Raw genomic sequence first — 24,260 nt, forward strand, 5'->3', positions numbered from 1 at the left:
CTTACGATGAAAAAGATTTTTCTATTTGCTTTTTTAATGGTTTTAGGAAATGCTTTCGCGCAAACCGAAGGTTATTCAACAAACAACGATTCGAGCAAAACCTATTATAAAATATTCGGAAAAGGCGAACCGCTTTTGATTATTAACGGCGGTCCCGGAATGAACAGCAACGGTTTTGAGGGTATGGCAAAGATTTTGGCCGAAACTCAGGAAGCAATTATTTACGATCAACGCGGAACTGGAAAATCGAAGTTGAAGGAATTGAATTCGAAGACTATTTCGATGAAAATTATGGCGGATGATCTTGAAGCTTTAAGAAAACATCTGAAAATTAAAAAATGGAATATTCTGGGACATTCTTTTGGCGGAATGCTAGCCTCTTATTATGCCACGGTTTACCCGAACAGCATTAATAAACTGGTTTTATCATCGTCTGGCGGAATTGATTTGACTTTATTGAAAACGCCAAATCTGATTGAAAGAAATTTGAGTAAAGTCGAAAAAGATTCTTTGGATTACTGGAATGATAAAATCGAAAAAGGCGATACATCTTATTCCGCCCGTTTAGCACGCGGAAGAGCGATGGCGCCAGCTTATGTTTACGATCAAAAATATGTTCCCATTATTGCTGAAAGATTAACTCAGGGAAACGCAACCATAAATGGATTGCTTTGGGACGATATGCAAAAGATTAATTTTGACTGCAAAAGCAAATTAAAGTCCTTTAAAAATCCGGTTTTAATTATTCAGGGAAAAGAAGACGTGATCAGTAATCAAATTGGAGAACTGGCTCAAAAAACAATTCCGAATTCAAAACTGATTTTACTTGAAAACTGCCGACATTATGGTTGGCTGGATGCAAAAGAGAAATATTTTGGAGAGATAAATTCATTTTTAAAATCATAAAGAAATTTCATTTCTCGACCTTAAATATGACTTAGCGGATCAAAATAGACAAAAAGACGCTTGAAAAATTAGCATAATACCTTTATTTCTATAAATTTACATTAACAAAACAGAGAATAAATGAAAAAACTATTTCCACTTTTAATGTTACTTGTATATTTAATTAGTTTTGGTCAAGAATCGGACGAAAACAAACAACTTTTCAAAACCAAAATTAAAGCAGCCGTAACCGTAAATGACACCATTAATCTTGACAATTTTAAAGAATTAGCCATTATTCCCGGAGGCCATTTTAGAAAAGAACTTGAAAAAATAAATTATTTTTCTAAAATCATGACTGAAGATGAATTTAAAAAAGAAATAAAAAAAGCTGGATTAGACAATTCAAAATATAACTGGGAAACTAAAGAAGGCGTAAAAAACATATCTACAGATTACAAGAAGTTCATATTTATTGCTCAGACAATTTCAAATACCGATAAAAATATTCGTCAAATAATTATAGTTGATCCCATAAAAGGGAAAGTTTTTGAAGTCGAAGGAAAAGTAAAAACTAATGTTATTGGCATTTCTGCAGGGACTAAATATTTACCACAAGACATGAACAATGCAATGTTAAATGAACTAGTAAATTACATTAGAGCTAATTCTAAAAGTTATCAGTAATAAATAACTTTGCGGTTTTTTATATAATAAAATAGAAACGGTTTTCAGAAATGAAAGCCGTTTTTTTATTATAGGAAGCACAAAATTTCTTTTGGAGAATTTTCTTTTCACTTAAATTTAATATCTCATTTGTAACATTCCAAATACATATTCGACTTATTCAGAAAACTAAAACACTAGAAATCATGCAGGCACACGAAATAGATTATAAGATTTTTGGAGAAGAAATGCAATACGTAGAAATAGAACTTGATCCGCAGGAAATCGTAATTGCCGAAGCTGGAAGTTTTATGATGATGGAAAACAACATCCAGATGGAAACTATATTTGGAGATGGATCACAACAACAATCAGAATCAGGTTTGTTTGAAAAACTTTTGAATGCAGGAAAAAGAGTCCTCACCGGCGAAAGTCTTTTTATGACAGCCTTTTTAAACCAAGGTAATACAAAAAGTAAAGTTTCATTTGCTTCTCCATATCCCGGAAAAATTCTTCCAATTGATCTAACACAATTTCAAGGTAAATTTATTTGTCAAAAAAGCTCTTTCTTATGTGCTGCCAAAGGCGTTTCGGTTGGAATCGAATTTTCTCAAAAACTCGGTCGCGGTTTATTTGGAGGAGAAGGTTTTATCATGCAAAAAATAGAAGGAGACGGAATGGCATTTGTACATTCTGGCGGAACAATGGCTAAAAGAGAATTAGCGGCAGGCGAAATCTTAAAAGTTGACACAGGCTGTATTATAGGTTTCACTAAAGATGTCGATTATGATATTGAATTTATAGGCGGAATCAAAAACTCCATTTTTGGAGGTGAAGGTTTGTTTTATGCAACCTTAAAAGGTCCCGGAACTGTTTACATACAATCTTTACCCTTTAGCAGATTGGCATACAGAATCATTGCATCGGCACCTCGATCTGGCGGAAATAGCCGTGAAGAAGGAAGCCTCCTTGGCGGACTCGGAAATCTTTTGGATGGTGACAATCGGTTTTAATTTAACTAAGATAATTACAAACGGCTTTCATTTCTGAAAGCCGTTTTTTTATCTCAAAATATGATTTGATATAAAAAACACAATAACACTATCGAATAAATATTAACTCAAAACGATATATATTTCTTATACCGCTTGTGCTTTCTTATCTTTGTGCTTTAAAATTTAAATTCTCATATTGAAAAACATTTTATATAAAAACACCAAAATATCGTATACCGATTCGGGCGAAGGAAACGCAATTGTACTACTTCACGGCTTTTTGGAAAACAAAAAAATGTGGCAGGAATACGTTATTTTTTTTTCCAAACAATATCACGTAATCACAATTGATTTATTAGGACATGGCCAATCAGATTGTTTAGGTTACGTTCATACTATGGAAGAAAATGCAAATGCTGTACAAGAAGTTTTAACCTCATTAAAGATTGAAAAAGCTATTATTCTCGGACATTCTATGGGTGGTTATGTTGGTTTGGCTTTCGCCGAATTATATCCGAAAAATATTCAAAAACTAGTTTTACTGAATTCAACTTCAAAAGAAGACAGTGTCGAAAAAAAATTAAACCGAACACGTGCCATAAAAGCTGTAAAACAGAATTATGTGAGTTTTGTTAGTTTAGCGATTGCGAATTTATTCAGCGAGAATAACAGAATAAGATTAGTTGACGAAATTGAAAAAGTAAAAGAACAGGCTTTAAAAACGTCTCTACAAGGAATTGTTGCTTCTCTGGAAGGAATGAAGATCAGAAAAGATCGCGAAGCTCTTTTACATGAAAATAGATTTCCGGTTTTATTGATATTAGGCAAAAAAGATCCTGTTTTAAATTATGAAGATAGTCTCTCGCAAATTGAAGATACGACTGTCGAATTGGTTTCTTTTGACGACGGACATATGAGCCAGATTGAAAATAAAGAAGAGTTAAAACCCGTTTTACAGGAATTCTTTAGCAAGTAAAATCAAAAAAGGCCGTTTCAAAAATTTCGAAACAGCCTTTTTATCATTTGTGGGGGCAAAAAATCTTAATTATTGTAATAATATATATTTTTCGATTTAGATATGATTGCTCTTTATCAAATCGGTTCAACCCTTTTTTAGATGGGCCAAAGATATTTTAATATTCGTAATTGTTCAACAAACACTTGTTAAAAAAAGCCTGATTTTTAGCTTAAAAATCACTTTTATCTAAACTGTATGTTTTCTTTATTTTTAAAATAGACTAAATAATAAATCTTAACAAAAAGAAAGAATTCTTTTAAAAATATAACATTACGATTCGTTAATCTTAATTAACAATCTGATAATTAGGCTTTAATTTCTCTTACGCACCGAAATTAAGTGTTATTTCCTAAAATTTACAGATGCTTCAACGTCATACAAATTAGTTTTCGGGAAAGAAAAAAGCAAAAAATTAACCGAAATATTAGAAAACTGACTTCTAAAAAATTCTTGATTACAAAAAAGCAGAATTTACCAGATATCCTTTTTCAACAAGCTCTTTCTTTTCTTTAAGATGATGCGTTTTTCCATCTTTAATTAGAACTAAGCTATTTGAAACCTTTAGTACATTTTGATAATTATGATCTGTTATAATTACCCCTTTCTTATGTGAATTATTCAATATCATTTCATTAACAACATCAATCATCAAGGGCGCTAATCCATTATAAGGTTCATCAAGCAAAACAAATTTAGAAGAATTAAAAAGCACAATCTTAATTTCAAGATACCTCAATTCACCACTTGACAAAAATTTTATTTTTTTTTCGAGTATTGAATTAATCATTTTGTCTTCACAAAAATCCATGATTGCTTTTTTATCGATAGATAATAAAATTACTTTTTTTACAGACAAATGATTAGGAATAAATTGGTCCTGATGCAAATATCCAATTTCAGTAAACATATTTTTGTTGTTCTTTGAAATTCCATCAATTCTAATACATTTATTTGGAGCTGGCACCAAGCCAAAAATAATTTTTAATAATGTTGACTTTCCTGAACCATTTCTCCCCAACAAACCAATAATTTCATTAGTTTCACACTTCAGATAAACATCAGACAGTAGCACCTTACCATTGTAACTGATTTGAATTCCATCGACTTCCAGAATATGCTTTTTCAAATTAACTTCCTTATTATAAAAACTATCAAACCGACAATAACAACCGTAAAACATGTAAAAAGATAACTAACTAACAAAAGCTGCCATTTTGGAATACCATTATTCGCATAAAACAAATAATCATTTTTCCGGTACAATTCTTTAAAAACGATACTCATTAAAAATCCAAATCCAACAAACATTATAAAAAAATAATCAAATCCCCCAATTAAAACAGAAATTGCACAGAACGTTAAATTCACAAGCAACGTCGTCTTGAAAAACTCAAATATGTTTAATAGCTTTCTGATAATTAATTAATTTTCTCTTCAAAAGGAATACTAACATCAAAAATTTCGTTTAACAGTAATACAATTTCTTCCAAATAACTATTCAGAATTTCTTTTGTAATGGTTATATCCAATTCTTTCTCTTCTTTAAATCCGAAAGGCAAAAATCCAGATTTTAGGTTTTTAAAAGAAATAATTCCAACTTCAATTGGAAAATCTTTCGCTTGCTCTTCAAACATAAACGCATAAGCCAAAACCTGAATAATTTTATCGTTTTTAAGCTCCTGTGTTAATCCGTTCCAGGATTTCAATATCACATTCGCCTTTTCAACTTTTCCGGTCTTATAATCAATGATTCTTATTTTTCCGTTGCGTAACTCAATTCTATCTACATTTCCTTTAATTAAGACAGGAAATGGCAAATTTGGATGAACGAGTTCACGTCCGTATGTTTGTTCTAAAGCTATAATTTGAATTGCATCACCATTCTTAATTGATTCTAATTCCATTTTCAGGAAATTTGAAACGTTACGTTTTGCCACTTCAAAAGCCAAAAGGTTTCGTCCCTTTTTAATTTCACCTTCTTTATAAACTAATTTAAATTGTTTTAAAACTTCATCATCTAACAATTTAAAACAATTTGAAATATCACTTTCAGAAATAAATTTACCTACAAAAGGATCATAAAGCGCTTTTAAAGTTTCATGAATTATGGTACCCAATGTATTTAAAGCAATATTCTCTTCTACTTCTTCCACCTCTCTAATGCGAAGTATTTTTTGGAAATAAAAATCAATTGGATTCCGAATATAACTAGTCAATGCCGATGGCGAAAAACCTGCTACTGCAATTTCTCTTAAACGTTCCATAACAGCTCCTGATTTTGGAACAACCATTGGCTGATAAGCTGTAGTTGGCAAAACTGGATTATAAATATCAAAAGTAAGATTATGCCCGGGCTGTTTTTCAACTTCTAACTGCGTGATAAAACGACTTCGTTCACCAGCGTCTAAACCGTCGTTTTCGGTATTATAAATCAGGTAAATGTTTTTTGCCCTTTGTAATAAATGATAAAAATGATAAGTATAAATAGCGTCTTTTTCTTTAAATGTTGGAAGACCCAATTCTTTCTTTACATCATATGGAATAAAAGAATTTTGAGATTTCCCTGCCGGAAATTTCCCCTCATTCATAGAAGTTACAATTACGGTTTCAAAGTCTAAAACGCGACTCTCTAACACTCCCATAATTTGCAATCCCCGAAGAGGCTCTCCTTCAAACGATACTTCGGCAACATCGATAACTTGTTTATAGATCGCGTACAAAGTGTCAATATTATCGATATGCTTATGTTGCAGATAATAATTAGTCAACTTATTAATGACCTTAAAAATAGCATAGACAAAAGCCTTAGCTATTTTTTCATCTTCATTATCATTGCTGAAATTTTCTTTTATTAAAAGTAAAAGTGTCGAAATATTCTCAAGAACCGCCACTGCACCTTTCTCCCATTTTTTAAATAATAAAAGAAATAAGTTTGATGGATTAGAATTAAGCTCAACAAGCCTGTTATGAGTAATAAACGTATAATTATTCTCTTTGATAATCTTTACCAGATTACCGGCTTTGGCATAAGGTTCAACCAAAGGATGCGTCAAAACATCAAGTATATCTTTGTAATAAAGTACATAACTCTCACTTTTTCTTGAAAGCGCATTAGTATGCATTTTAAACAATTTGGCAATCAATATTTGAGATGGGTTGTTTTTACCAGAATATCCCATTGTTATATTTAAAGCACCAACAGAAGATGGCAAAGCATATAAAACTGGCATAAGAAGATTTTCTTCCCCAAGAACAATTGCAACTTTATCAAGTGAAGAAATTTCGTTTTCAGTGATTATATTTTCTATAATACTCCCTGCAAGTTTTGCTTGCCCAATAGTTTTTGGAGTTCCTATTATCTGAATATTTTTAGATTGAGAAAAGTCATCAACAATCCATTCAAATAGATTTGCTTTGTAATGTTTCCAGTTTTCTTTAAAACGCCGAACAAAAAGACCTGCATCATGATAAGGATCATTTAAAAAAGTCTGGTCTACATCCCAATATATCTTAGCCTGGTCAAGAGCAAGAAGATGTTGCACTATTTTTTCCTCTGCAGCATTTAAAGCATTAAATCCGGCGAAAATAAAAGTACGATTCGAAATTGTATTCGAAAAATGATTTAAATTATTGACTGCTTCTCTATAAATCAGACCCTGATATCCAATTGATTTGTTCAATAAATGTTCATAGAGTGAAGTATAATATAAAGGCAGAAGTTTCCAAAAATCAATATAATTCTCTAAAAGTTTTGTTTTATTTTCAACTTCAATTCCCCACTTCTTAATATCCTCAATATCTTTTAAATAAGATAAAACATGAGATGGATCTAAAAGATAGCGATCGATTTCATTAAAATCCTGCAAAAGTGTTTTTGCCCAATTAGCAAATAGCTCAAATGATTGTTGGTTCTGTTTTTCAGTTACAGAAAGATATACTTCATAGAATTCAAACAGTAACTCAATTGAATCTACAGAACGAATTGAAGCTACATCTTGCACGAAGTCTTCAATACTAATAATTTCAGGAGAAAGAATCGTTTTGTTAGTTTCTTTTTTTAAAGCTTCTATCAAAAAGACTTTAGCTCTTTTGTTTGGCAAAATTATAGTTGTATCGGCAAGTTTTGCAGAAAAATCACGAATTACAACAGTTGCAATTTTTTCTAAAAAAGAAGTATTTATCATTTGATAAAAATAAAAAAAGCCATTCAATTAAGAATGGCTTTTAGTATTTATTTAAACAGTAAATTATAGTTTACCTTGGTATTTAGAACCAATGTGTCTAATTTCTGTTCTTCTGTTTTGTGCTTTACCTGCAGCAGTTTTGTTACTTGCAACTGGTTGAGAAGGTCCAAAACCTTTAGAAGTTAAGTTCTCTGCGTTAACACCTCTTTCAATTAAAGCGTTCATTACAGCAGCAGCTCTGTCTTCAGAAAGTTTTTGATTCAATTTAGCAGAACCTGTACTATCTGTGTGTCCTTCAATGCTGAATTTCGCGTTTGGATAGTTGATAAGGATTTGTTTGATTGCATCTAATCTAGCTTGAGTTTCTTTGTCTCCAGTTTTGAAAGTAGCTTTACCTGAGTTAAAGTATACCGCTCTAGCTTGAACTTTAAGATCTTCTAAAGCTTCAGTAGTTACTTCAGGACAACCTCTGTTAGAAGCAGGACCGTAAACTGTAGGACAGTCATCATCTTTATCTGCAACACCATCTTTATCAGCGTCTAAGAAAGGACAACCACCATTTTCTTTAGGACCAGCAACAGTAGGACATTTGTCATCTTTGTCAGCAATTCCGTCACCGTCAGCATCTGGACAACCTTTTAAAGCAGCTAAACCAGCAACATCTGGACAAGCATCATCTTTATCAGCAATTCCGTCTCCGTCAGTATCAGGACATCCGTTTAATGCAGCTAAACCAAATACATCTGGACAAGCATCACTAGCGTCAACAATTCCGTCTCCGTCAGTATCAGGACATCCGTTGAATTGTTTTAAACCAGCAACATCTGGACAAGCATCATCTTTATCGTAGATTCCGTCTCCGTCAGTATCTTTACCTCCGAATTTGAAAACTAGACCAGCAGTGTGTTGAAAGTGAGATGGAGCATCTGGAACACCAGCTGCATCTGTTCTATCACCAAATGACCATTTGTATTTTGTACCAAGCTCAAGACCAATAGCATCTGTAAACCAAAAAGTTACTCCAGCACCTGGATTAACTGTTCCGTAGCTGCTATCTCCAAAGAATGTATAACCTCCACCAACAGATAACGAAGGATCAATTACTTTAGATTTGATTAATTCCTGGAAGCTATATTTAATAGTAGCATCAATTCCATAATACATCAAATCACCAGGATTTTCAACAATCATTCCTCTTCCATCATGATCTGGAGCTGATGGATCAAATACAACAAATTTATCAATTTTGTTCACAGATCCTTGTAAACCAACAGAAAAACCGTGACCTACATATCTCGATACACTAATATAAGATAAAGAAGGAAGAATATTCCAGTTATCTTTTACAGCGAATGGTTGAGAAAAGTGTGCAGGAAAAAAGTCAACGTGATCAGGACTTGCACTTGTTCTAGTATCCACTGCATTCACTCCAAAAGAGATAGCCCATGGATTGTTACTGTCTTGTGCGTGAGAACTTAAACCCATCACCATCATTACAGCAACTAAAAGTTTGTTAAGATGTTTCATACTTAATTTTTTTAATTACAATTTAGTTAATTACAGACAAAAGTAACACCAAAATTTTTAAATACAAAATGAAATGTTAAAAAAAACCTACAAAAATTATTTAAAATGGGAATTATATAACTTTTAACTTTTGTCCGACAACTTTAAATGCACTTATTGCCTTGTCTAGGTGCTCTTTAGAGTGCGCGGCAGATAACTGAACTCTAATTCTTGCTTTCTCTTTTGGAACTACAGGAAAGAAAAAACCAATTACATAAATTCCTTCTTTTAAAAGTTCGTTTGCCATATTTTGAGATAATTTAGCATCATATAACATGACAGGAACAATTGCAGAATCGCCATCAATAATATCAAAGCCAGCTTTTTTCATTCCTTCCTTAAAGTAATTAGTATTCCACTCTAATTTATCTCTTAATGAGGTGTCTTTTTCCAGCAACTCAAAAACTTTAATTGAAGCCCCAACAATAGCAGGCGCCAGTGAATTTGAAAACAAATAAGGTCTTGAACGCTGACGCAGTAATTCAACAATTTCTTTCTTTGCTGTTGTATATCCACCCATTGCACCACCTAATGCTTTACCAAGTGTACCTGTTATGATATCTACTCTCCCCATTACACCTTTTGCCTCCAGAGTACCTTTACCAGTCGCACCAATGAATCCTGCAGCATGACATTCGTCTACCATAACCATAGCATTATATTTATCAGCCAAATCGCAAATTTTATCCAATGGCGCTACAAGGCCGTCCATAGAGAACACTCCATCAGTAACGATTAATTTAAAACGAGCTCCAGCTTCATTTGCTTTTATTAATTGTTGCTCCAAATCTTCCATATTACTATTTTCATAGCGATAACGAGCTGCTTTACACAAACGCACTCCATCTATAATAGAAGCATGATTTAAACTATCTGAAATAATTGCATCGTTTTCTCCCAATAAAGGTTCAAAGACTCCACCATTTGCATCAAAAGCCGCAGCATATAATATGGTGTCTTCCGTTCCATAAAAATCAGCAATTTTTTTCTCAAGTGTTTTATGAATATCCTGTGTTCCACAAATAAATCGAACAGATGACATTCCAAAACCATGTGAATCCATTGTATCTTTAGCGGCCTGAACAACCTCAGGATGAGAAGATAGTCCTAAATAATTATTGGCACAAAAATTTAAAACTTTTTCTCCAGTAGAAATAGTGATTTCCGCTCCTTGTTCTGAAGTTATGATGCGTTCTTTCTTAAAAATTCCGCTTTCTTCAATTGTTTGCAATTCGTTTTGCAAATGCTCTTTAATTTTACCGTACATTTTACTATATTTAATATGTTAAAAATTAACAACTTACCTCACATAAGCCATTAACAACTGATTAATTTTTTCACAAATTTACTACATCGATTTCGGTTCCAATGTATACTAAAGCTCTTTTTAACACTTTATAACCTAAATCTTCAATTGCATCCTGATACTCTTGAATTTGCTGTGTATATTTCGAATTTATAGCTCCCGTTTTATAATCTAACAAATAAGCTTCTTTATTTTCAGTCAAAACAATTCTGTCTGGTTTTAAGATCCTTCCTTCCTTTTGAACTATAGTTTGTTCGGTAAGAACATTATTGTTTCCATCAAAACATACACTTAACTCAGGATGCGAAACAATTTCATGAAGTGTTTTCAAAACTTTCTCCGTTTGATCAAATGTTATCAAACCGTTCTCGATTGCTTTTGTAACCGCCAACTCAACATCTGATTTGTCTTTTACAAATGCCAAAATCTCATGAACTACATTTCCATACGAAATCGCTTCTTGCTGATGCGTTCCCCACATCAAAGATTCTTTCTGAGCTATTTTAATATTTTTCGGATTCAAAACTTCTGAAACAATCGGGATTGTCTTTACCAAATCTAATGTTTTACCTGTAGGAGAAAGTTTTGTTCGGCTTCCAAATTCGTATTCCGGCTTTTCAGGCTCATAAACCCCTTTGTTTATCAAATATTTAATAAAAAAAGAAGCCATATTACCAGGAAACTTACCATCTTTCCTTTCTTTTATAGTTTGAGAAATCACATACAATTGCTCTTCCGCACGCGTTAATGCCACATACAAAACATTAATATTATCCAGCAATTCTTCTTGTTTTTTCAAATTAAAAACAGCAGAAGCACTTTCCCCAAAACCTTCAACGGCGCTGCTATTATCAATCAGAGCCTTCGGAACGCCTAAATCAGGATCTTCCGCGTCAAGCCATAATTTATCTTTTGGCTTTCTGCTATAATCTTCTTCTGCAAAAGGCATAATTACAACAGGAAATTCCAAACCTTTAGATTTGTGAATCGTCATAATTCGAACAGCATTATTTCCTTCCGGAGACGGAATACTAAATTTCTCTCCGTTTTTATCCCAATAACTTAAAAAATCTGCAATTCCAGCCTGATTTCTAATATCGCGCTCTAGAACAATATCCAGAAAATATTGCACATAAGCATTTCCTTCTGACGAAAGAACAAATTTAGAAATGATAATCTCAACAGCTTCATAAAGTGATTTTTTTCGAACATCCTCAAAAGAAAGCGAAACATCAAAAGTCAAGAGCCATTTTTCAAACTCATTTTCATTTCTATGCCCCATTCCGGCAGCTATAAAATCATGAATTGGCATATCAAGCTCTTTTGTTGTTGCCAGGAAATGAAGAAAATTAGCTTTAGCCTCCAAATCAATACTATTATTGAGATACTTTAATAAATGAATAATCAACCGGACTTCAGTTGCATTCTGAATCATTAAAGTTTCCGAGGACAAAAGCGGAATATTTTGCTCCGTTAAATAATTCGCAATAGCAATTCCCTGGTCTCTTTTTCGGGTTAAAACTACTATATCCCTATATTCAAAACCATCACGAAGCACTTTCTGAATTGTATTTAAAGTTGCTAAAACATATAAATCTGATTTTTCAACAACCTCTTCCTCATCAGCAAAATCATTCTTTTCAATTATTGGCAAAAAAGAAATATTGACATATCCCCCTTTTTTTGAATTAGATTTCTGATGACTATGATTTTCATACAAATCTTTATAGTCCTCATTAGAAAATTCAGTCGAAATCAGCTTAAAAAAAGCATTATTAAAATCAATTACCTCGCTATAACTCCTGTAATTTGTATCTAAATGTTTAATTACTTTTTCCGGATTATTAAACGGATTTGAATCCTTGCCTAATTCAATAAATTGTTCTGCTTTTCCTCCACGCCAACGATAAATAGATTGTTTTGGATCCCCGACAATCATCAAAGTTCCTTTGTTACCAAAATCATCCTGACCCGAAAGCGCATTATCAATAAGTGGGATTAAATTTTGCCATTGCATTTCAGAAGTATCCTGAAATTCGTCAATAAAAAAATGACGATATCTTTCGCCTAAACGCTCATAAATAAAAGGTGCCGGCTGGTTCTGAATTTCACGATGAATAATGGCATTAAATTCAGAAATAGATAAAATATTTTGCTCTGATTGAATTTTAGACAACTCATTACTTACTGTATTCAGTAACGAAAGTGGTGTTATATTTTTTAAAAAAGCTTTATAGAAATCTCTTTTTTCAAAATTTTTATAAATCTTTTCTAAAGTCAAAAGCAGTTCTGGAATAATATTTTCAATCAACGCACGATCACTCGCCGTTTTATTAATAGCGATATCATCAAACTCATGAAAAGTTTTATTTCTTGGATTGAATTTACCTTCGCGAATACTTTCAAGATGATTTGGAAAAGTTCCTCTTGAAAATGATTTTAAATCGATGCCATTTTTATCAATTAAAGCCAGAGCCTGAGACGCTAATTCAGCATTCTCTTTTTCTAAATCAGCGCATAAAATTGACATTTTCTTTTTAATGGCAACGAATTCTTCGATCGACTTATCATTAAAATGAACAATTTCGTTCCGATTGTTTTCATTTAAAACCAATCTTCCTGTTTCTAAAATCTCACGCGAAACATCCCAACTCTTATCATCGTCGGTTTTTTCCATCGTAAAATCAATCAGCAATTTTGTCAAAGTTTCATCTTGACCGGCCTGTGCAATAATTGCATCAACAGCTTCTACCAATAAATTCTCGGTATCCAGCGTTACCTCAAAAGTCATTGGCAAATTTAAATCATGAGCAAAAGCCCGAATTACTTTGTGCGTGAATTTATCAATTGTAGAAATATCAAAAGCAGCATAATTATGTATTAGGTGCTTAATAATATTTTGAGATTTTATTTTGATTTTAATTACTGAAAGACCTGTGTCACGGGATAAGTCTTCCATTAAATCCATGGCTTTCGCCGAGGGATCATCTTTGGCAAACTCAGATAAACTTCCAACAATACGGCTTTTCATTTCATGAACCGCTTTATTGGTGAAAGTTATTGCCAGAATATTACGATAGGCATCATTTCTAGGAGAAGAAAGAATAATCTTAAGATATTCTTTCACCAAAGTATAAGTCTTTCCAGAACCTGCGGAGGCATCATAAATAGAGAAAGACGGACTTTGCATAAGTTTGGTTTTACTGTTGTAAAAATAGCCAATAAATATCAAATCCCAATAATACAAAATTCCAAATTCCAATATTTACATGCAAGGAGCACTTTAAATATTGGAATTTGGAATTTATTTATTTTTAATATTTTAAAAAGTAAGTTTAGTGTTTTGGAAATGCTCTTTTATTAAAAACAAGCAAAATACCAACACCTGTAGAAATCGCCATATCGGCAACATTAAAAATAGCATTAAAAAACATAAAATGCTTACCTCCAAAGACAGGCATCCAGGCTGGCAGATTACCTTCCCAAATTGGAAAGTAAAACATATCTACCACTAAACCATGAAACCATGTACCGTATGGAGTAGGTGAAAAAATGGTTGCCAAATTATGTGTGCTGTCATCAAAAATTACTCCGTAGAAAACAGAATCCAAAATGTTTCCGGCTGCTCCTGCAAAGATCAAAGCAATTGCAACAATCAAATAAGTAGAATGACGCTTTTTTATAGCATCAGCCAACCAGTACCCAATTCCGAAAACAGCAAAAATTCTAAAAACAGTTAAAATTAATTTCCCATATTCTCCCGGAATTTTTGTTCCCCATGCCATTCCTTCATTTTCAATAAAATGAATTTTAAACCAATTGAAAACTTGAACTTCTTCTCCTAAAATAAAATTGGTTTTCACATAGATTTTTGAAATCTGATCAACAAGTAAAACTAAAAATATAAGGAGATACGCTTTTCGTAATGACATCTTATGGGTTTTTGATGCGCAAAAGTAATAATTTAATCAAAAAAAACGCTCCTAAAGGAGCGTTAATTCTTTTGTAATTTACAAATATTATCGTTGCAAGTTTTTAGCTTCGATACTCATTGTAGCATGAGGAACGATTTTAAGCCTTTCTTTGCTGATTAATTTACCTGTTACTTTACAGATACCGTATGTTTTATTCTCAACACGGAATAATGCATTTTTCAGATCGCGTATAAACTTTTCCTGTCTGATAGCCAACTGCGAGTTCGCTTCTTTAGACATTGTTTCGCTTCCTTCTTCAAATGCTTTAAAAGTTGGAGAAGTATCATCAGTTCCGTTATTCAAATCATTCATGTAAGCACTTTTAATTAAATCCAGATCGGCTTGTGCTTTTTGTATTTTATTTTGAATTATTTCTTTGAACTCTGCTAAATCAGCATCAGAGTATCTTGTAATTTCATCTATCATTTTATTATATTATTTTGAAATTAATATCACAGTTTTAATATCATCAAACTCAATTTCTGTGCCGTTTTCTAAAGCGTCAACAAAAACCAAATCATCTGTTAATGTCTCAGACTTAATATAGTCTTCATTTTTAAGAATGGCTTCTTCTAATAAACCACTTCTTTTTATTTGAACCTTAATCTTATCAGTAACTTCAAATCCAGAATCTTTACGGATATTTTGAATTCTGTTTACCAATTCTCTCGCGATTCCTTCGTTTTTCAATTCTTCAGTGATTGTAATATCAAGCGCAACCGTAATTCCGTTTGAATTTGCAACCAACCACCCTTCAATATCTTGCGATGTTATTTCGACGTCTTCTAGTGATAAAGTTACATTTTTTCCAGCAATAACAATATCTAGCGCTCCCTGCTTGTCTAACTGGTTAATCTGATCCGCTGAAAAAGCTTGTATTTCTTTGGAAATCAGACCCATATCTTTTCCAAAACGTGGACCTAAAGCTTTAAAATTAGGCTTGATTTGCTTCACCAAAATACCAGAAGCATCATCTAAAAGTTCAATTTCTTTCACGTTTACTTCGGCTTTTACCAAGTCAGAAATAGCTTCAATTTCAGCTCTCTGATTTTCGTCAAGTACCGGAATCATTACCTTTTGCAAAGGTTGACGAACCTTTATCATTTCCTTTTTACGAAGCGATAAAACCAAAGAAGAGATCGTTTGCGCCTTCTGCATTTTACTCTCTAACGTTTTATTAACAAAGTTTTCGACAAATTTTGGGAACTCAGCCAAGTGAACACTGCTATATTGCTCAGATCCTGTAGAACTCGTTAAATCTCGGTACAATTTATCCATGAAAAAAGGAGCAATCGGAGCGCTTAATTTGCTTATTGTTAATAAACAAGTATAAAGCGTTTGATAGGCTGCAATTTTATCATGAGCATATTCTCCTTTCCAGAAACGACGACGACACAAACGAACATACCAGTTACTTAAGTTTTCCTGAACGAAGTCAGAAATAGCTCTTGCTGCTTTCGTAGGCTCATAATCTTCATAACATTCATCAACAAATTTGATTAAAGAATGTAATTCAGAGATAATCCATTGATCGATTTCAGGTCTTTCGTTTAACGGAATTTCCGCTTCAGCGTATTTAAACCCATCGATATTCGCATATAACGAAAAGAAAGAGTAAGTGTTGTATAAAGTTCCGAAGAATTTACGACGAACCTCAGCAATTCCTTCAATATCAAATTTTAAGTTGTCCCACGGATTTGCGTTTGAAATCATATACCAACGTGTGGCATCAGGGCCATATTCTGCAATTGTTTCAAAAGGATCAGTCGCGTTTCCTAAACGTTTCGACATCTTCTGTCCATTCTTATCCAGAACCAAACCATTTGAAACTACGTTTTTATACGCTACTTTATCAAAAACCAAAGTTCCGATAGCGTGTAACGTGTAGAACCATCCACGAGTCTGATCTACACCTTCAGCGATGAAATTCGCAGGGAAATCTTTATTCTCGTCAATTTTATCTTTATTCTCAAAAGGATAATGCCATTGGGCGTAAGGCATTGCTCCCGAATCAAACCAAACATCAATTAAATCGCTCTCACGTTTCATTGGCTGGCCTGAAGCCGAAACTAAAGTAATTTGATCTACTACATTTTTATGCAAGTCGATTAAATCATAATTTGTTTCAGACATATTTCCGATTTCAAAACCTTTGAATGGATTTTCTTTTTGAAAACCAGCTTCAATAGATTTTTCAATCGCATTGTACAATTCTTCAACAGAACCAATAAGAACTTCTTCTTTTTTATCTTCTGTTCTCCAAATTGGCAACGGAATACCCCAATATCTAGAACGAGATAAATTCCAGTCGTTGGCATTTTTCAACCAATTTCCAAAACGTCCTTCACCAGTAGACTTAGGCTTCCAATTGATAGTCTCGTTCAGGTCGAACATTCTATCTTTTACATCGGTTACTTTAATGAACCAAGAGTCTAGTGGATAATATAATAACGGCTCATCAGTTCTCCAGCTGTGTGGATAACTATGTACGTATTTTTCAACCTTAAAGGCTTTATTTTCTTCTTTTAATCGAATAGCAATTTCAACATCAACAGAACGCTCTGGCGCCTGACCTGCATCGTAATATTCGTTTTTCACATATTTACCAGCCAAATCACCTAAACGAGAAGTGAATTTTCCTTGTAAATCTACTAATGGTACTGCAGTACCATTTTCATCTAAAACCAACATTGGCGGTACTTCCGGCTTAGCTTCTTTAGCAACTTTAGCATCATCAGCACCAAAAGTCGGAGCGGTATGTACAACTCCTGTTCCATCTTCGGTAGTAACGAAATCTCCGGCAATTACTCTAAATGCATTTTCAGCATTTTGATAAGGTAATACGTATGGTAATAATTGTTCGTAACGAATTTCTACTAAATCCGCACCTTTCGCTTCTGCTAAAATTTTATACGGAAGTTGTTTGTCGCCATTTTTTACTTTGTCGAAATCAGCATCATCTTCACTTGCAAAAAATCCTTTTCCGAATTGTTTTCCAACTAAATTTTTAGCCAAAACAACATTAATTGGCTCAAAAGTATATTGATTGAATGTTTTTACTAAAACATAATCGATTTTTGGACCAACTGTCAAAGCTGTATTCGATGGCAATGTCCAAGGCGTAGTCGTCCAGGCTAAGATGTGAATATCTCCAAAACCTTGTAAAAAGCTTGGAAGTGTTTCTGGTAAAGTTTTAAATTGCGCTACAATCGTAGTATCTGTAACATCTCTATAAGCTCCAGGCTGATTTACTTCGTGAGAAGACAATCCTGTTCCTGCTTTTGGAGAATAAGGCTGAATCGTGTATCCTTTGTACAACAAACCTTTATCGTAGATTTGTTTCAAGAGCCACCAAACAGACTCCATGTATTTTGGTTTATAAGTCACATATGGATCTTCCATATCAACCCAATAACCCATTTTTTCAGTCAAATCATTCCATACGTCAGTATAACGCATTACGGTTTTTTTACACGCTTCGTTATATTCTTCGATAGAAATTGTTTTGCCAATATCTTCTTTTGTAATTCCAAGTTCTTTCTCGGTACCTAATTCTACAGGCAATCCGTGAGTATCCCATCCAGCTTTTCTTTTTACCTGAAAACCTTTTTGAGTTTTATATCTGCAAAAAATATCTTTAATCGCACGCGCCATCACGTGGTGAATTCCCGGTAATCCGTTTGCTGAAGGCGGACCTTCAAAAAATACGTAAGGCTCTGCACCTTCGCGAGTAGTTACACTCTTTTCAAATATATTTTCTTTCTTCCAAAAATCAAGAACTTCTGACGCTACTGTTGGTAAGTCAAGTCCTTTGTATTCAGTAAATTTTGTGCTCATTTTATCCTTTTCTTAAACGAGGTGCGAAAGTAAGGAATTTTGAGGAAAATAGATAAAAGATGACAGAAAAAAGAGTACTGAAAGGAAATTTCAGGTATATTCCGCAAAAAAAATTACTCTTTTTAAAGATTTAAGAGAAAACCTCCTTTAAAACCTCCAAAGATTTAGGTTTTTTGAATCCATCCAAATGAAAACTATAATAATCTATCAGAATTTTCAGCAGTATTTGTCTTTCGATCACATGAAAAACTTTTTGATCGTTATCAAATCTTAGATCAATTAGTTTTTTTAGAAGATTTGTTTCGTGTTCTGTTAAAGAATTTACTCCGCTAAAAAGCGTAAAAATACCTTCGATCATTTCAAAATAAGGCAAATCACTTTCAGAAGTATCCGGATAAAAACCAAGATATTTTGTTGCTTCCAAAAGCAAGATCAAATGAAAATTAGCTATTTCATCATGATGATCTAACCAGATCAATGCTGTTTCTAAAAACTCAAAAAGAGATTCGTTTTTCTCTTCTTCCTGAATGGAATAATGCAACATCTCTGAAAGAAACATTACAATTGTACTTTTCACCACATCAGTATGAATAGTCTGAAAAGGAACTGCCGTTTTAATTTCTTTAAAATTTTCTAAAGTTCCTTTATTTTTATGAACCGCTTCGATTTCCAAAATCGAAAAGGGCTGAAAATAAGCAATCTTCTGACTTGCTTTTCGACTCGAAAAAGCATCTCGCACAAAATAAGACTTCAGTCCATTTGAAAGCGTAAAACACTTTACAATCAGACTTTTTTCCTGAAATTTTAAGGATGAGATTACTATTGCTTTTGTTTTGACTTGCATTGATTTACATTCTAATTCTCCATAATAACGACTATACTGATTGTAATTTGTTTAAAATCAAAAACTTATCAGATTTGTATTGGATCAATTTATTGCTTTTTTTATTTCATCGACTATAATTTTAGAAGCAACTGGAGACCAATGTGTATCATCATAAAAATAAATATCTTTTTTACTTTCTAATTGAGCAGATAAAATTTTCTTTGAATCTATATATACATAATCTTTTTTAAGAGTTCCTAAATGATTAAAAAACAATGGTCGTGGAAAATTGGTTTTATCAGCAATATAATCATAATAAAGATCATATTTATCTGGTGCTGGCAAAACAATAAGCTTTACTTTTTTATCTCTCAATTTATTTGACAAATCATTTAAAACATTATTTAAATTTTGAACTCCTACCAAATCATTATTTTCTTCCAGACAAGACAAATCTTTATAAACAAACAATAAATTATTCTCCTTAATACTAAATAAATCATTTCTGTTTAGAACCACATTGTAAACATATCTATTGGATAAGTAGTTTTGGCTAAAGTAATATCTGAGCATTGAAAAAGGAAATTGGATAGTTTTTTTTGAAAAAAAAGCATCTGCATCATTACCTTTAGGAAGTTTATGATTACGCACTAAATTATCTAATTGAGAGGTCATCATTATTTTTGAAGAATCTATCTTTTTTGCGTTAGAGACAAAACTTCTCTCTACATTTTCTAATATAACATATTCAATATTTTCCTTTTCAAAAAAATCTCCATTTAACAATCCGTATAATGTTTGAATTTGATTTCCGGAAATAATTCTGTCCATGTGTAAAACATCATATTTTTCTGCAAGATAATTTTTATACCCATAATTACCCTGCTCAGAAAATGAATCTCCAATAGTTAGGATTTTTTCTGTTTTCTTTCTTCTTTCTGAAAATTTATTAAAATAAATTTTACGGTTAAACTCATCATGGAACACATTTCGGTATTCTTTGAAAACGTTTGGAAAACAACCTAAACGTATTAAATCTGGAGATTCAGAGTTGCTGTAAAATAGTGATGTAATCACGTAAAGAAATGCAAATGGAACCACAAATAAGGATGTTTTAAAAATAAATTTTTTCATGAATTAAAACTGAAAATAAATAAATTGTTGTTTCTCACCACTAAATACAAAAATTGCAACTATTATAATATAATAAAATGCATATTTAAATGGCGACTTCCATTTTGATAATTTTGCTAAGGCAAATTCTTCTTCTCTTCCAAGCCATTCTATTAAAATAAATATTAGAATTAAAACAAATAAAATTTTCGGTATAATTACTGGTTTTGAAAATAATGAACCTGAAAATATTTCCGAAATATAACTTAATGCGTGTTCTATATTATTTGCTCTAAAAAATACCCACGCAAGAATAGTTAAACTAAATGTTAAAACGATTTGAAAAACTTCTTTAATAGTTGGCAAATATTTTCCTTGAGCTACTATATTTAGATTATTGCGATTTGTATTAAAAATAATGGACGGCATAATATACAAAGTATTTAAAAACCCCCAAACAATAAAAGTCCAATTGGCTCCATGCCAAAACCCGCTTACTAAGAAAATAATAAAAGTATTTCTAACTTTAATCCATATCCCTCCTTTACTTCCGCCTAACGGAATGTATAAGTAATCTCTAAACCAAGTAGAAAGAGAAATATGCCATCTTCTCCAGAACTCTGCAATATCTCTTGAAAAATAAGGAAAAGCAAAATTCTTAAGTAAGTCGATACCAAAAAGACGTGCAACTCCTATTGCGATATCTGAATAACCCGAAAAGTCTCCATAAATCTGGAACGAAAAAAACACTGCGCCTAACAGAAGTGTACTTCCTGAATATTCATCTGAATTATTAAAAATTGTATTAACATATTGTGCACACTGATCCGCAATTACAACTTTTTTAAATAATCCCCATAAAATCTGCCTTAATCCATCAACCGCTTTATCATAATCAAAACTCCTTTTTTTCTGAATTTGCGGTAAAAGATGAGTTGCTCGTTCTATAGGTCCTGCAACAAGCAAAGGAAAGAAACTCACAAATACAGAATAATCAACAATATTCTTTTCGGCTTTTATTCTGCCTTTATAAATATCAATTAAATATGACAAACCATGAAAAGTGTAAAATGAAATCCCGATAGGTAAGATTACTTTTAGTGTCCAAGGATTTACATGCAAACCAAAATTAGAGATGGCATCTGCAAATGATTGAACAAAAAAGTTATAATATTTAAAAACACAAAGAAAACCGAGATTTACAGATATACTTAACCAAAACCAAATTTTTTTTACAGTTTGATTTTTAGATTCTGACATCTTGATTCCTGTAAAATAATCTAATAGTGTAGAGAAAATTAATAAAAATAAAAATCTCCAATCCCAACAAGCATAAAAAAAATAACTTGATATAAGCAATAAGATATTCTGAAGTTTTAATGATTTGTTTGTCGCAAACCAATAGAGAAAAAATACAATTGGCAGAAATATTGCAAAGTTTATGGAATTAAAGAGCATTCTATTGGTTTAAAATTTTATGTTTGATTAATTGTTTTCTATATTTTTAAATCTTTAGCGAATTATCATCACCTTCTTAACCTTTGTTTCTCCTCCATCCTGAGCAGAAATAAAAATCATATAGACGCCAGAAGCAACCTTATATCTTCCAAAAGCCGTTGTGTCCCATTCTATTGTTCCTCCTTCTGAAGTAGTTTCATAAACCAAATTACCTTCAATATCTGTAATTTTAATATTTGCTTTATCAATTAACCCCGCCACTTTTACAGTTCCTGAATAGGTTGGACGAACTGGATTTGGATACACATAGACATTGTTTAAATCTTCATTTGCACCAGTTGAAATTCCTTTGAAGGAAATCATCCCTTTATTTGTTGCTATAAAAACTTCTCCCGTTGTGCTATTAATTTTAATATCGTTTATAACATTGCTTGGTAAAGGCGAATTATTAATTGTGAAATGATATTTTGTTTCCTGGCCATTTGCCGACACCATAAAAACACCTGAATCGGCAGTCCCTATCAATTTATTATTAGCTCCATCAACGGCGATCGAAGTAATGAATTGCTCATAAAGTAATTCCTGAGCTAAATTATCTTCCATTATAATAATCGGATTTGCTTTTAATTGACTATCATTCTGAAAACTGCTTATATTAGATAAAACACGCAATCCTTTTGTAGTTCCTATCCAAAGTTGATTTTTAGTATCAAGTGCAATTGATCTGACATCGGCAATTGGAAGATTTCCTGCATCAGCACCAAATGTCATTTTCTTGAATGTATTGGTTGTTTCATTAAAACCAACGACACCATCTCTATTCGTAGCGATCCATTTTACACTATTCCTATCAATTACAATGTTAGCATAACTTGACGCTTCTGCATCATCAATAATTGAAGTCATCGAATAACTTCCCCATTGGCCATTGGTTCTCAAAACTTTCAATCCGTTTTTGATTCGGCTATTGGTTACCCACAGATTTCCTGTTTTATCAAAGGCGGTTCCATTTATTCGGACGTCGATATAATTTGGACCCTCGGTAGTAATGGATTCTAAACCACTATTTTTTTCGTCATATAAAAAATTGGGAACATCATCTTCTATTTTTAATAATCCAGAGAAAAATGAACTCGCATAAACCTGCTTTTCATTTGTTGGATTTACAATAATTCTGGTCATAGATTTGGCGTCATAAACTTCAGAATAAGGGATATTCAACCAACCGGAAGTATTGTATTTGCTTACACCATAACTATCTAAAGGATATGGATTATAAAAAGAATCATAATCACCGTAAACCGTCCACAGCACATTTGGAGTTACATCTAATGAGAAAATGTTGTTTCGAGCAGGACCCGTTGGTGTGTTATTTTCAAAAGTACCATTACTTAAAAGAGAAGACGAAAACAATCCTTTTTCTTTTGTTCCAATATAAATTATGTCACCAATAGCAGTCGCACACGTGAAGTTAAGCGTATTATCTAAAACCTCCGTGTTTGAAATCTGCTGATTTAAAATCATTTGATTGTTATAGACGTAAACTGTATTCGGAATCGTAATGTACAAATTATGATTCTTTGCCCGCATATCTACGGAAGGCTGTGGAAGTTGTACAAAGCCCACAAAAGTAGCTGAATTAAACCTATGAATATACCCAACAGTATTAATTGCAATAAGCTCAGTATCTAAAGTTTCAACACTTGACCATTCGCCAGAATTTACAACTGACCATTGGCTAAAATCATTTAAATTCGGACTTGTACTATTTGCACGTCTAATACCACTTGAAGTTGCAGCGTAGATAAATCCGTTAAAAAAAGCAGTTTGTTTTACACTGATTTCTGCACCATTATCACCAATAAAGTAGGTGTCGCCAAATTGTAAAGTGGTCAAATTAAACTGCACAATCCCGAAATCACAAGAAACATAAACCAATCCATTATACTCCATAAAATGATTTATTTTTTTAAGATTTGGAGCTAATTGCTTATTTATAATATCAACTTTTTTAAGCATACTACCATCTGTTTCGTTGATTACGATCATTAAACCATTTTCATAGCCTACAATTGTTTTTTTGAATGCTTCACTATAATATACAGCAGAAATGGTCTGACCAGAAAGTCCTTCAACAGTAGTTGTTATTTTTACCGTACTGGTAGCTGCATTTTTAGAAAACAAAGCATTCTCTGAAGCTGCGTAAACGGTTGTTGACGATTCTGAAACATCTTTTATCTCATTAAATGAAAAATAACCTTGCCACGACAAATTCTGAGCAAAACTAAATTGCATAAAAAGTAAAAACAAAATATAGAGAAACCTTTTCTTCATTATTTGATATATTCAGATAGACAAATATAATACAAACGAAAGTATTAGAATTTTGTTCTTTTATAAATAAAAAATGCCTTCGATTCGTCCTAAGACAA

Annotated in this window: 16 protein-coding genes; 4 read left to right on the forward strand and 12 right to left on the reverse strand. The window is 32.4% G+C overall.

The genetic code is table 11. From position 1 onward, the window contains the following. Positions 1-6 precede the first annotated feature (6 nt). From IRZ99_RS12095 to IRZ99_RS12110, 4 genes are all read left to right on the forward strand, one after another. On the forward strand, positions 7-906 hold the full coding sequence (locus IRZ99_RS12095; RefSeq protein WP_194657500.1) for an alpha/beta fold hydrolase: 900 nt from the start codon (positions 7-9) through the stop codon (positions 904-906). 120 nt (positions 907-1,026) lie between these two features. Beyond that, positions 1,027-1,572 carry a hypothetical protein gene (locus IRZ99_RS12100; protein WP_194657501.1) on the forward strand — a complete coding sequence of 182 codons (546 nt, stop codon included), beginning with the start codon at positions 1,027-1,029 and terminating at the stop codon, positions 1,570-1,572. 185 nt (positions 1,573-1,757) lie between these two features. Continuing rightward, positions 1,758-2,564, forward strand: coding sequence for a TIGR00266 family protein (locus tag IRZ99_RS12105; protein ID WP_194657502.1), 807 nt, complete (start codon positions 1,758-1,760; stop codon positions 2,562-2,564). 178 nt (positions 2,565-2,742) lie between these two features. After that, positions 2,743-3,522, forward strand: a complete 780-nt coding sequence (locus IRZ99_RS12110) for an alpha/beta fold hydrolase (RefSeq protein ID WP_194657503.1) — start codon at positions 2,743-2,745, stop codon at positions 3,520-3,522. A gap of 496 nt (positions 3,523-4,018) precedes the next feature. Here the strand turns inward: IRZ99_RS12110 and IRZ99_RS12115 are convergent, their stop codons facing one another. The 12 genes from IRZ99_RS12115 to IRZ99_RS12170 form a co-directional block, all read right to left on the reverse strand. Next, positions 4,019-4,690, reverse strand: a complete 672-nt coding sequence (locus IRZ99_RS12115) for an ABC transporter ATP-binding protein (protein ID WP_194657504.1) — start codon at positions 4,688-4,690, stop codon at positions 4,019-4,021. 292 nt (positions 4,691-4,982) lie between these two features. Continuing rightward, positions 4,983-7,748: a PD-(D/E)XK nuclease family protein gene (locus IRZ99_RS12120; protein ID WP_194657505.1), complete on the reverse strand. Its 2,766-nt coding sequence runs from the start codon at positions 7,746-7,748 to the stop codon at positions 4,983-4,985. A gap of 63 nt (positions 7,749-7,811) precedes the next feature. Next, complete coding sequence (locus IRZ99_RS12125) at positions 7,812-9,275, reverse strand: OmpA family protein (protein WP_194657506.1); 1,464 nt, start codon at positions 9,273-9,275, stop codon at positions 7,812-7,814. A gap of 112 nt (positions 9,276-9,387) precedes the next feature. After that, positions 9,388-10,581 carry a glycine C-acetyltransferase gene (gene kbl / locus IRZ99_RS12130; RefSeq protein ID WP_194657507.1) on the reverse strand — a complete coding sequence of 398 codons (1,194 nt, stop codon included), beginning with the start codon at positions 10,579-10,581 and terminating at the stop codon, positions 9,388-9,390. A 70-nt stretch (positions 10,582-10,651) separates the two neighbouring features. Further along, a complete protein-coding gene (locus IRZ99_RS12135) occupies positions 10,652-13,810 on the reverse strand; it encodes an exodeoxyribonuclease V subunit beta (protein WP_194657508.1) in 3,159 nt (1,052 codons plus the stop codon). Positions 13,811-13,955: 145 nt separating this feature from the next. Then, complete coding sequence (locus IRZ99_RS12140; protein ID WP_194657509.1) at positions 13,956-14,552, reverse strand: lipoprotein signal peptidase; 597 nt, start codon at positions 14,550-14,552, stop codon at positions 13,956-13,958. 87 nt (positions 14,553-14,639) lie between these two features. Continuing rightward, positions 14,640-15,020 carry a TraR/DksA C4-type zinc finger protein gene (locus tag IRZ99_RS12145; protein ID WP_026983623.1) on the reverse strand — a complete coding sequence of 127 codons (381 nt, stop codon included), beginning with the start codon at positions 15,018-15,020 and terminating at the stop codon, positions 14,640-14,642. Between the two features lie 9 nt (positions 15,021-15,029). Next, complete coding sequence (gene ileS, locus IRZ99_RS12150; RefSeq protein WP_194657510.1) at positions 15,030-18,431, reverse strand: isoleucine--tRNA ligase; 3,402 nt, start codon at positions 18,429-18,431, stop codon at positions 15,030-15,032. A 130-nt stretch (positions 18,432-18,561) separates the two neighbouring features. Beyond that, positions 18,562-19,275, reverse strand: coding sequence for a DNA repair protein RecO (gene recO / locus IRZ99_RS12155; RefSeq protein WP_194657511.1), 714 nt, complete (start codon positions 19,273-19,275; stop codon positions 18,562-18,564). A gap of 84 nt (positions 19,276-19,359) precedes the next feature. Further along, positions 19,360-20,391, reverse strand: coding sequence for a hypothetical protein (locus IRZ99_RS12160; protein ID WP_194657512.1), 1,032 nt, complete (start codon positions 20,389-20,391; stop codon positions 19,360-19,362). 3 nt (positions 20,392-20,394) lie between these two features. Then, complete coding sequence (locus IRZ99_RS12165; RefSeq protein WP_194657513.1) at positions 20,395-21,828, reverse strand: MBOAT family protein; 1,434 nt, start codon at positions 21,826-21,828, stop codon at positions 20,395-20,397. Between the two features lie 54 nt (positions 21,829-21,882). Beyond that, positions 21,883-24,162 carry a T9SS type A sorting domain-containing protein gene (locus IRZ99_RS12170; RefSeq protein ID WP_194657514.1) on the reverse strand — a complete coding sequence of 760 codons (2,280 nt, stop codon included), beginning with the start codon at positions 24,160-24,162 and terminating at the stop codon, positions 21,883-21,885. Between the last annotated feature and the right edge of the window lie 98 nt (positions 24,163-24,260).

The sequence above is a fragment of the Flavobacterium sp. LC2016-12 genome (genome assembly GCF_015351595.1).
Lineage (GTDB): Bacteria > Bacteroidota > Bacteroidia > Flavobacteriales > Flavobacteriaceae > Flavobacterium.

Excerpts from the sequence above, each read along its gene's own strand:
- IRZ99_RS12165 (WP_194657513.1), bottom strand. The coding sequence starts at position 21,828 with ATGCTCTTTAATTCCATAAACTTTGCAATATTTCTGCCAATTGTATTT.
- IRZ99_RS12160 (WP_194657512.1), bottom strand. The coding sequence starts at position 20,391 with ATGAAAAAATTTATTTTTAAAACATCCTTATTTGTGGTTCCATTTGCA.
- IRZ99_RS12170 (WP_194657514.1), bottom strand. The coding sequence starts at position 24,162 with ATGAAGAAAAGGTTTCTCTATATTTTGTTTTTACTTTTTATGCAATTT.
- IRZ99_RS12125 (WP_194657506.1), bottom strand. The coding sequence starts at position 9,275 with ATGAAACATCTTAACAAACTTTTAGTTGCTGTAATGATGGTGATGGGT.
- IRZ99_RS12135 (WP_194657508.1), bottom strand. The coding sequence starts at position 13,810 with ATGCAAAGTCCGTCTTTCTCTATTTATGATGCCTCCGCAGGTTCTGGA.
- IRZ99_RS12105 (WP_194657502.1), top strand. The coding sequence starts at position 1,758 with ATGCAGGCACACGAAATAGATTATAAGATTTTTGGAGAAGAAATGCAA.
- IRZ99_RS12145 (WP_026983623.1), bottom strand. The coding sequence starts at position 15,020 with ATGATAGATGAAATTACAAGATACTCTGATGCTGATTTAGCAGAGTTC.
- ileS (WP_194657510.1), bottom strand. The coding sequence starts at position 18,431 with ATGAGCACAAAATTTACTGAATACAAAGGACTTGACTTACCAACAGTA.
- recO (WP_194657511.1), bottom strand. The coding sequence starts at position 19,275 with ATGCAAGTCAAAACAAAAGCAATAGTAATCTCATCCTTAAAATTTCAG.
- IRZ99_RS12120 (WP_194657505.1), bottom strand. The coding sequence starts at position 7,748 with ATGATAAATACTTCTTTTTTAGAAAAAATTGCAACTGTTGTAATTCGT.
- IRZ99_RS12100 (WP_194657501.1), top strand. The coding sequence starts at position 1,027 with ATGAAAAAACTATTTCCACTTTTAATGTTACTTGTATATTTAATTAGT.
- IRZ99_RS12140 (WP_194657509.1), bottom strand. The coding sequence starts at position 14,552 with ATGTCATTACGAAAAGCGTATCTCCTTATATTTTTAGTTTTACTTGTT.
- IRZ99_RS12095 (WP_194657500.1), top strand. The coding sequence starts at position 7 with ATGAAAAAGATTTTTCTATTTGCTTTTTTAATGGTTTTAGGAAATGCT.
- kbl (WP_194657507.1), bottom strand. The coding sequence starts at position 10,581 with ATGTACGGTAAAATTAAAGAGCATTTGCAAAACGAATTGCAAACAATT.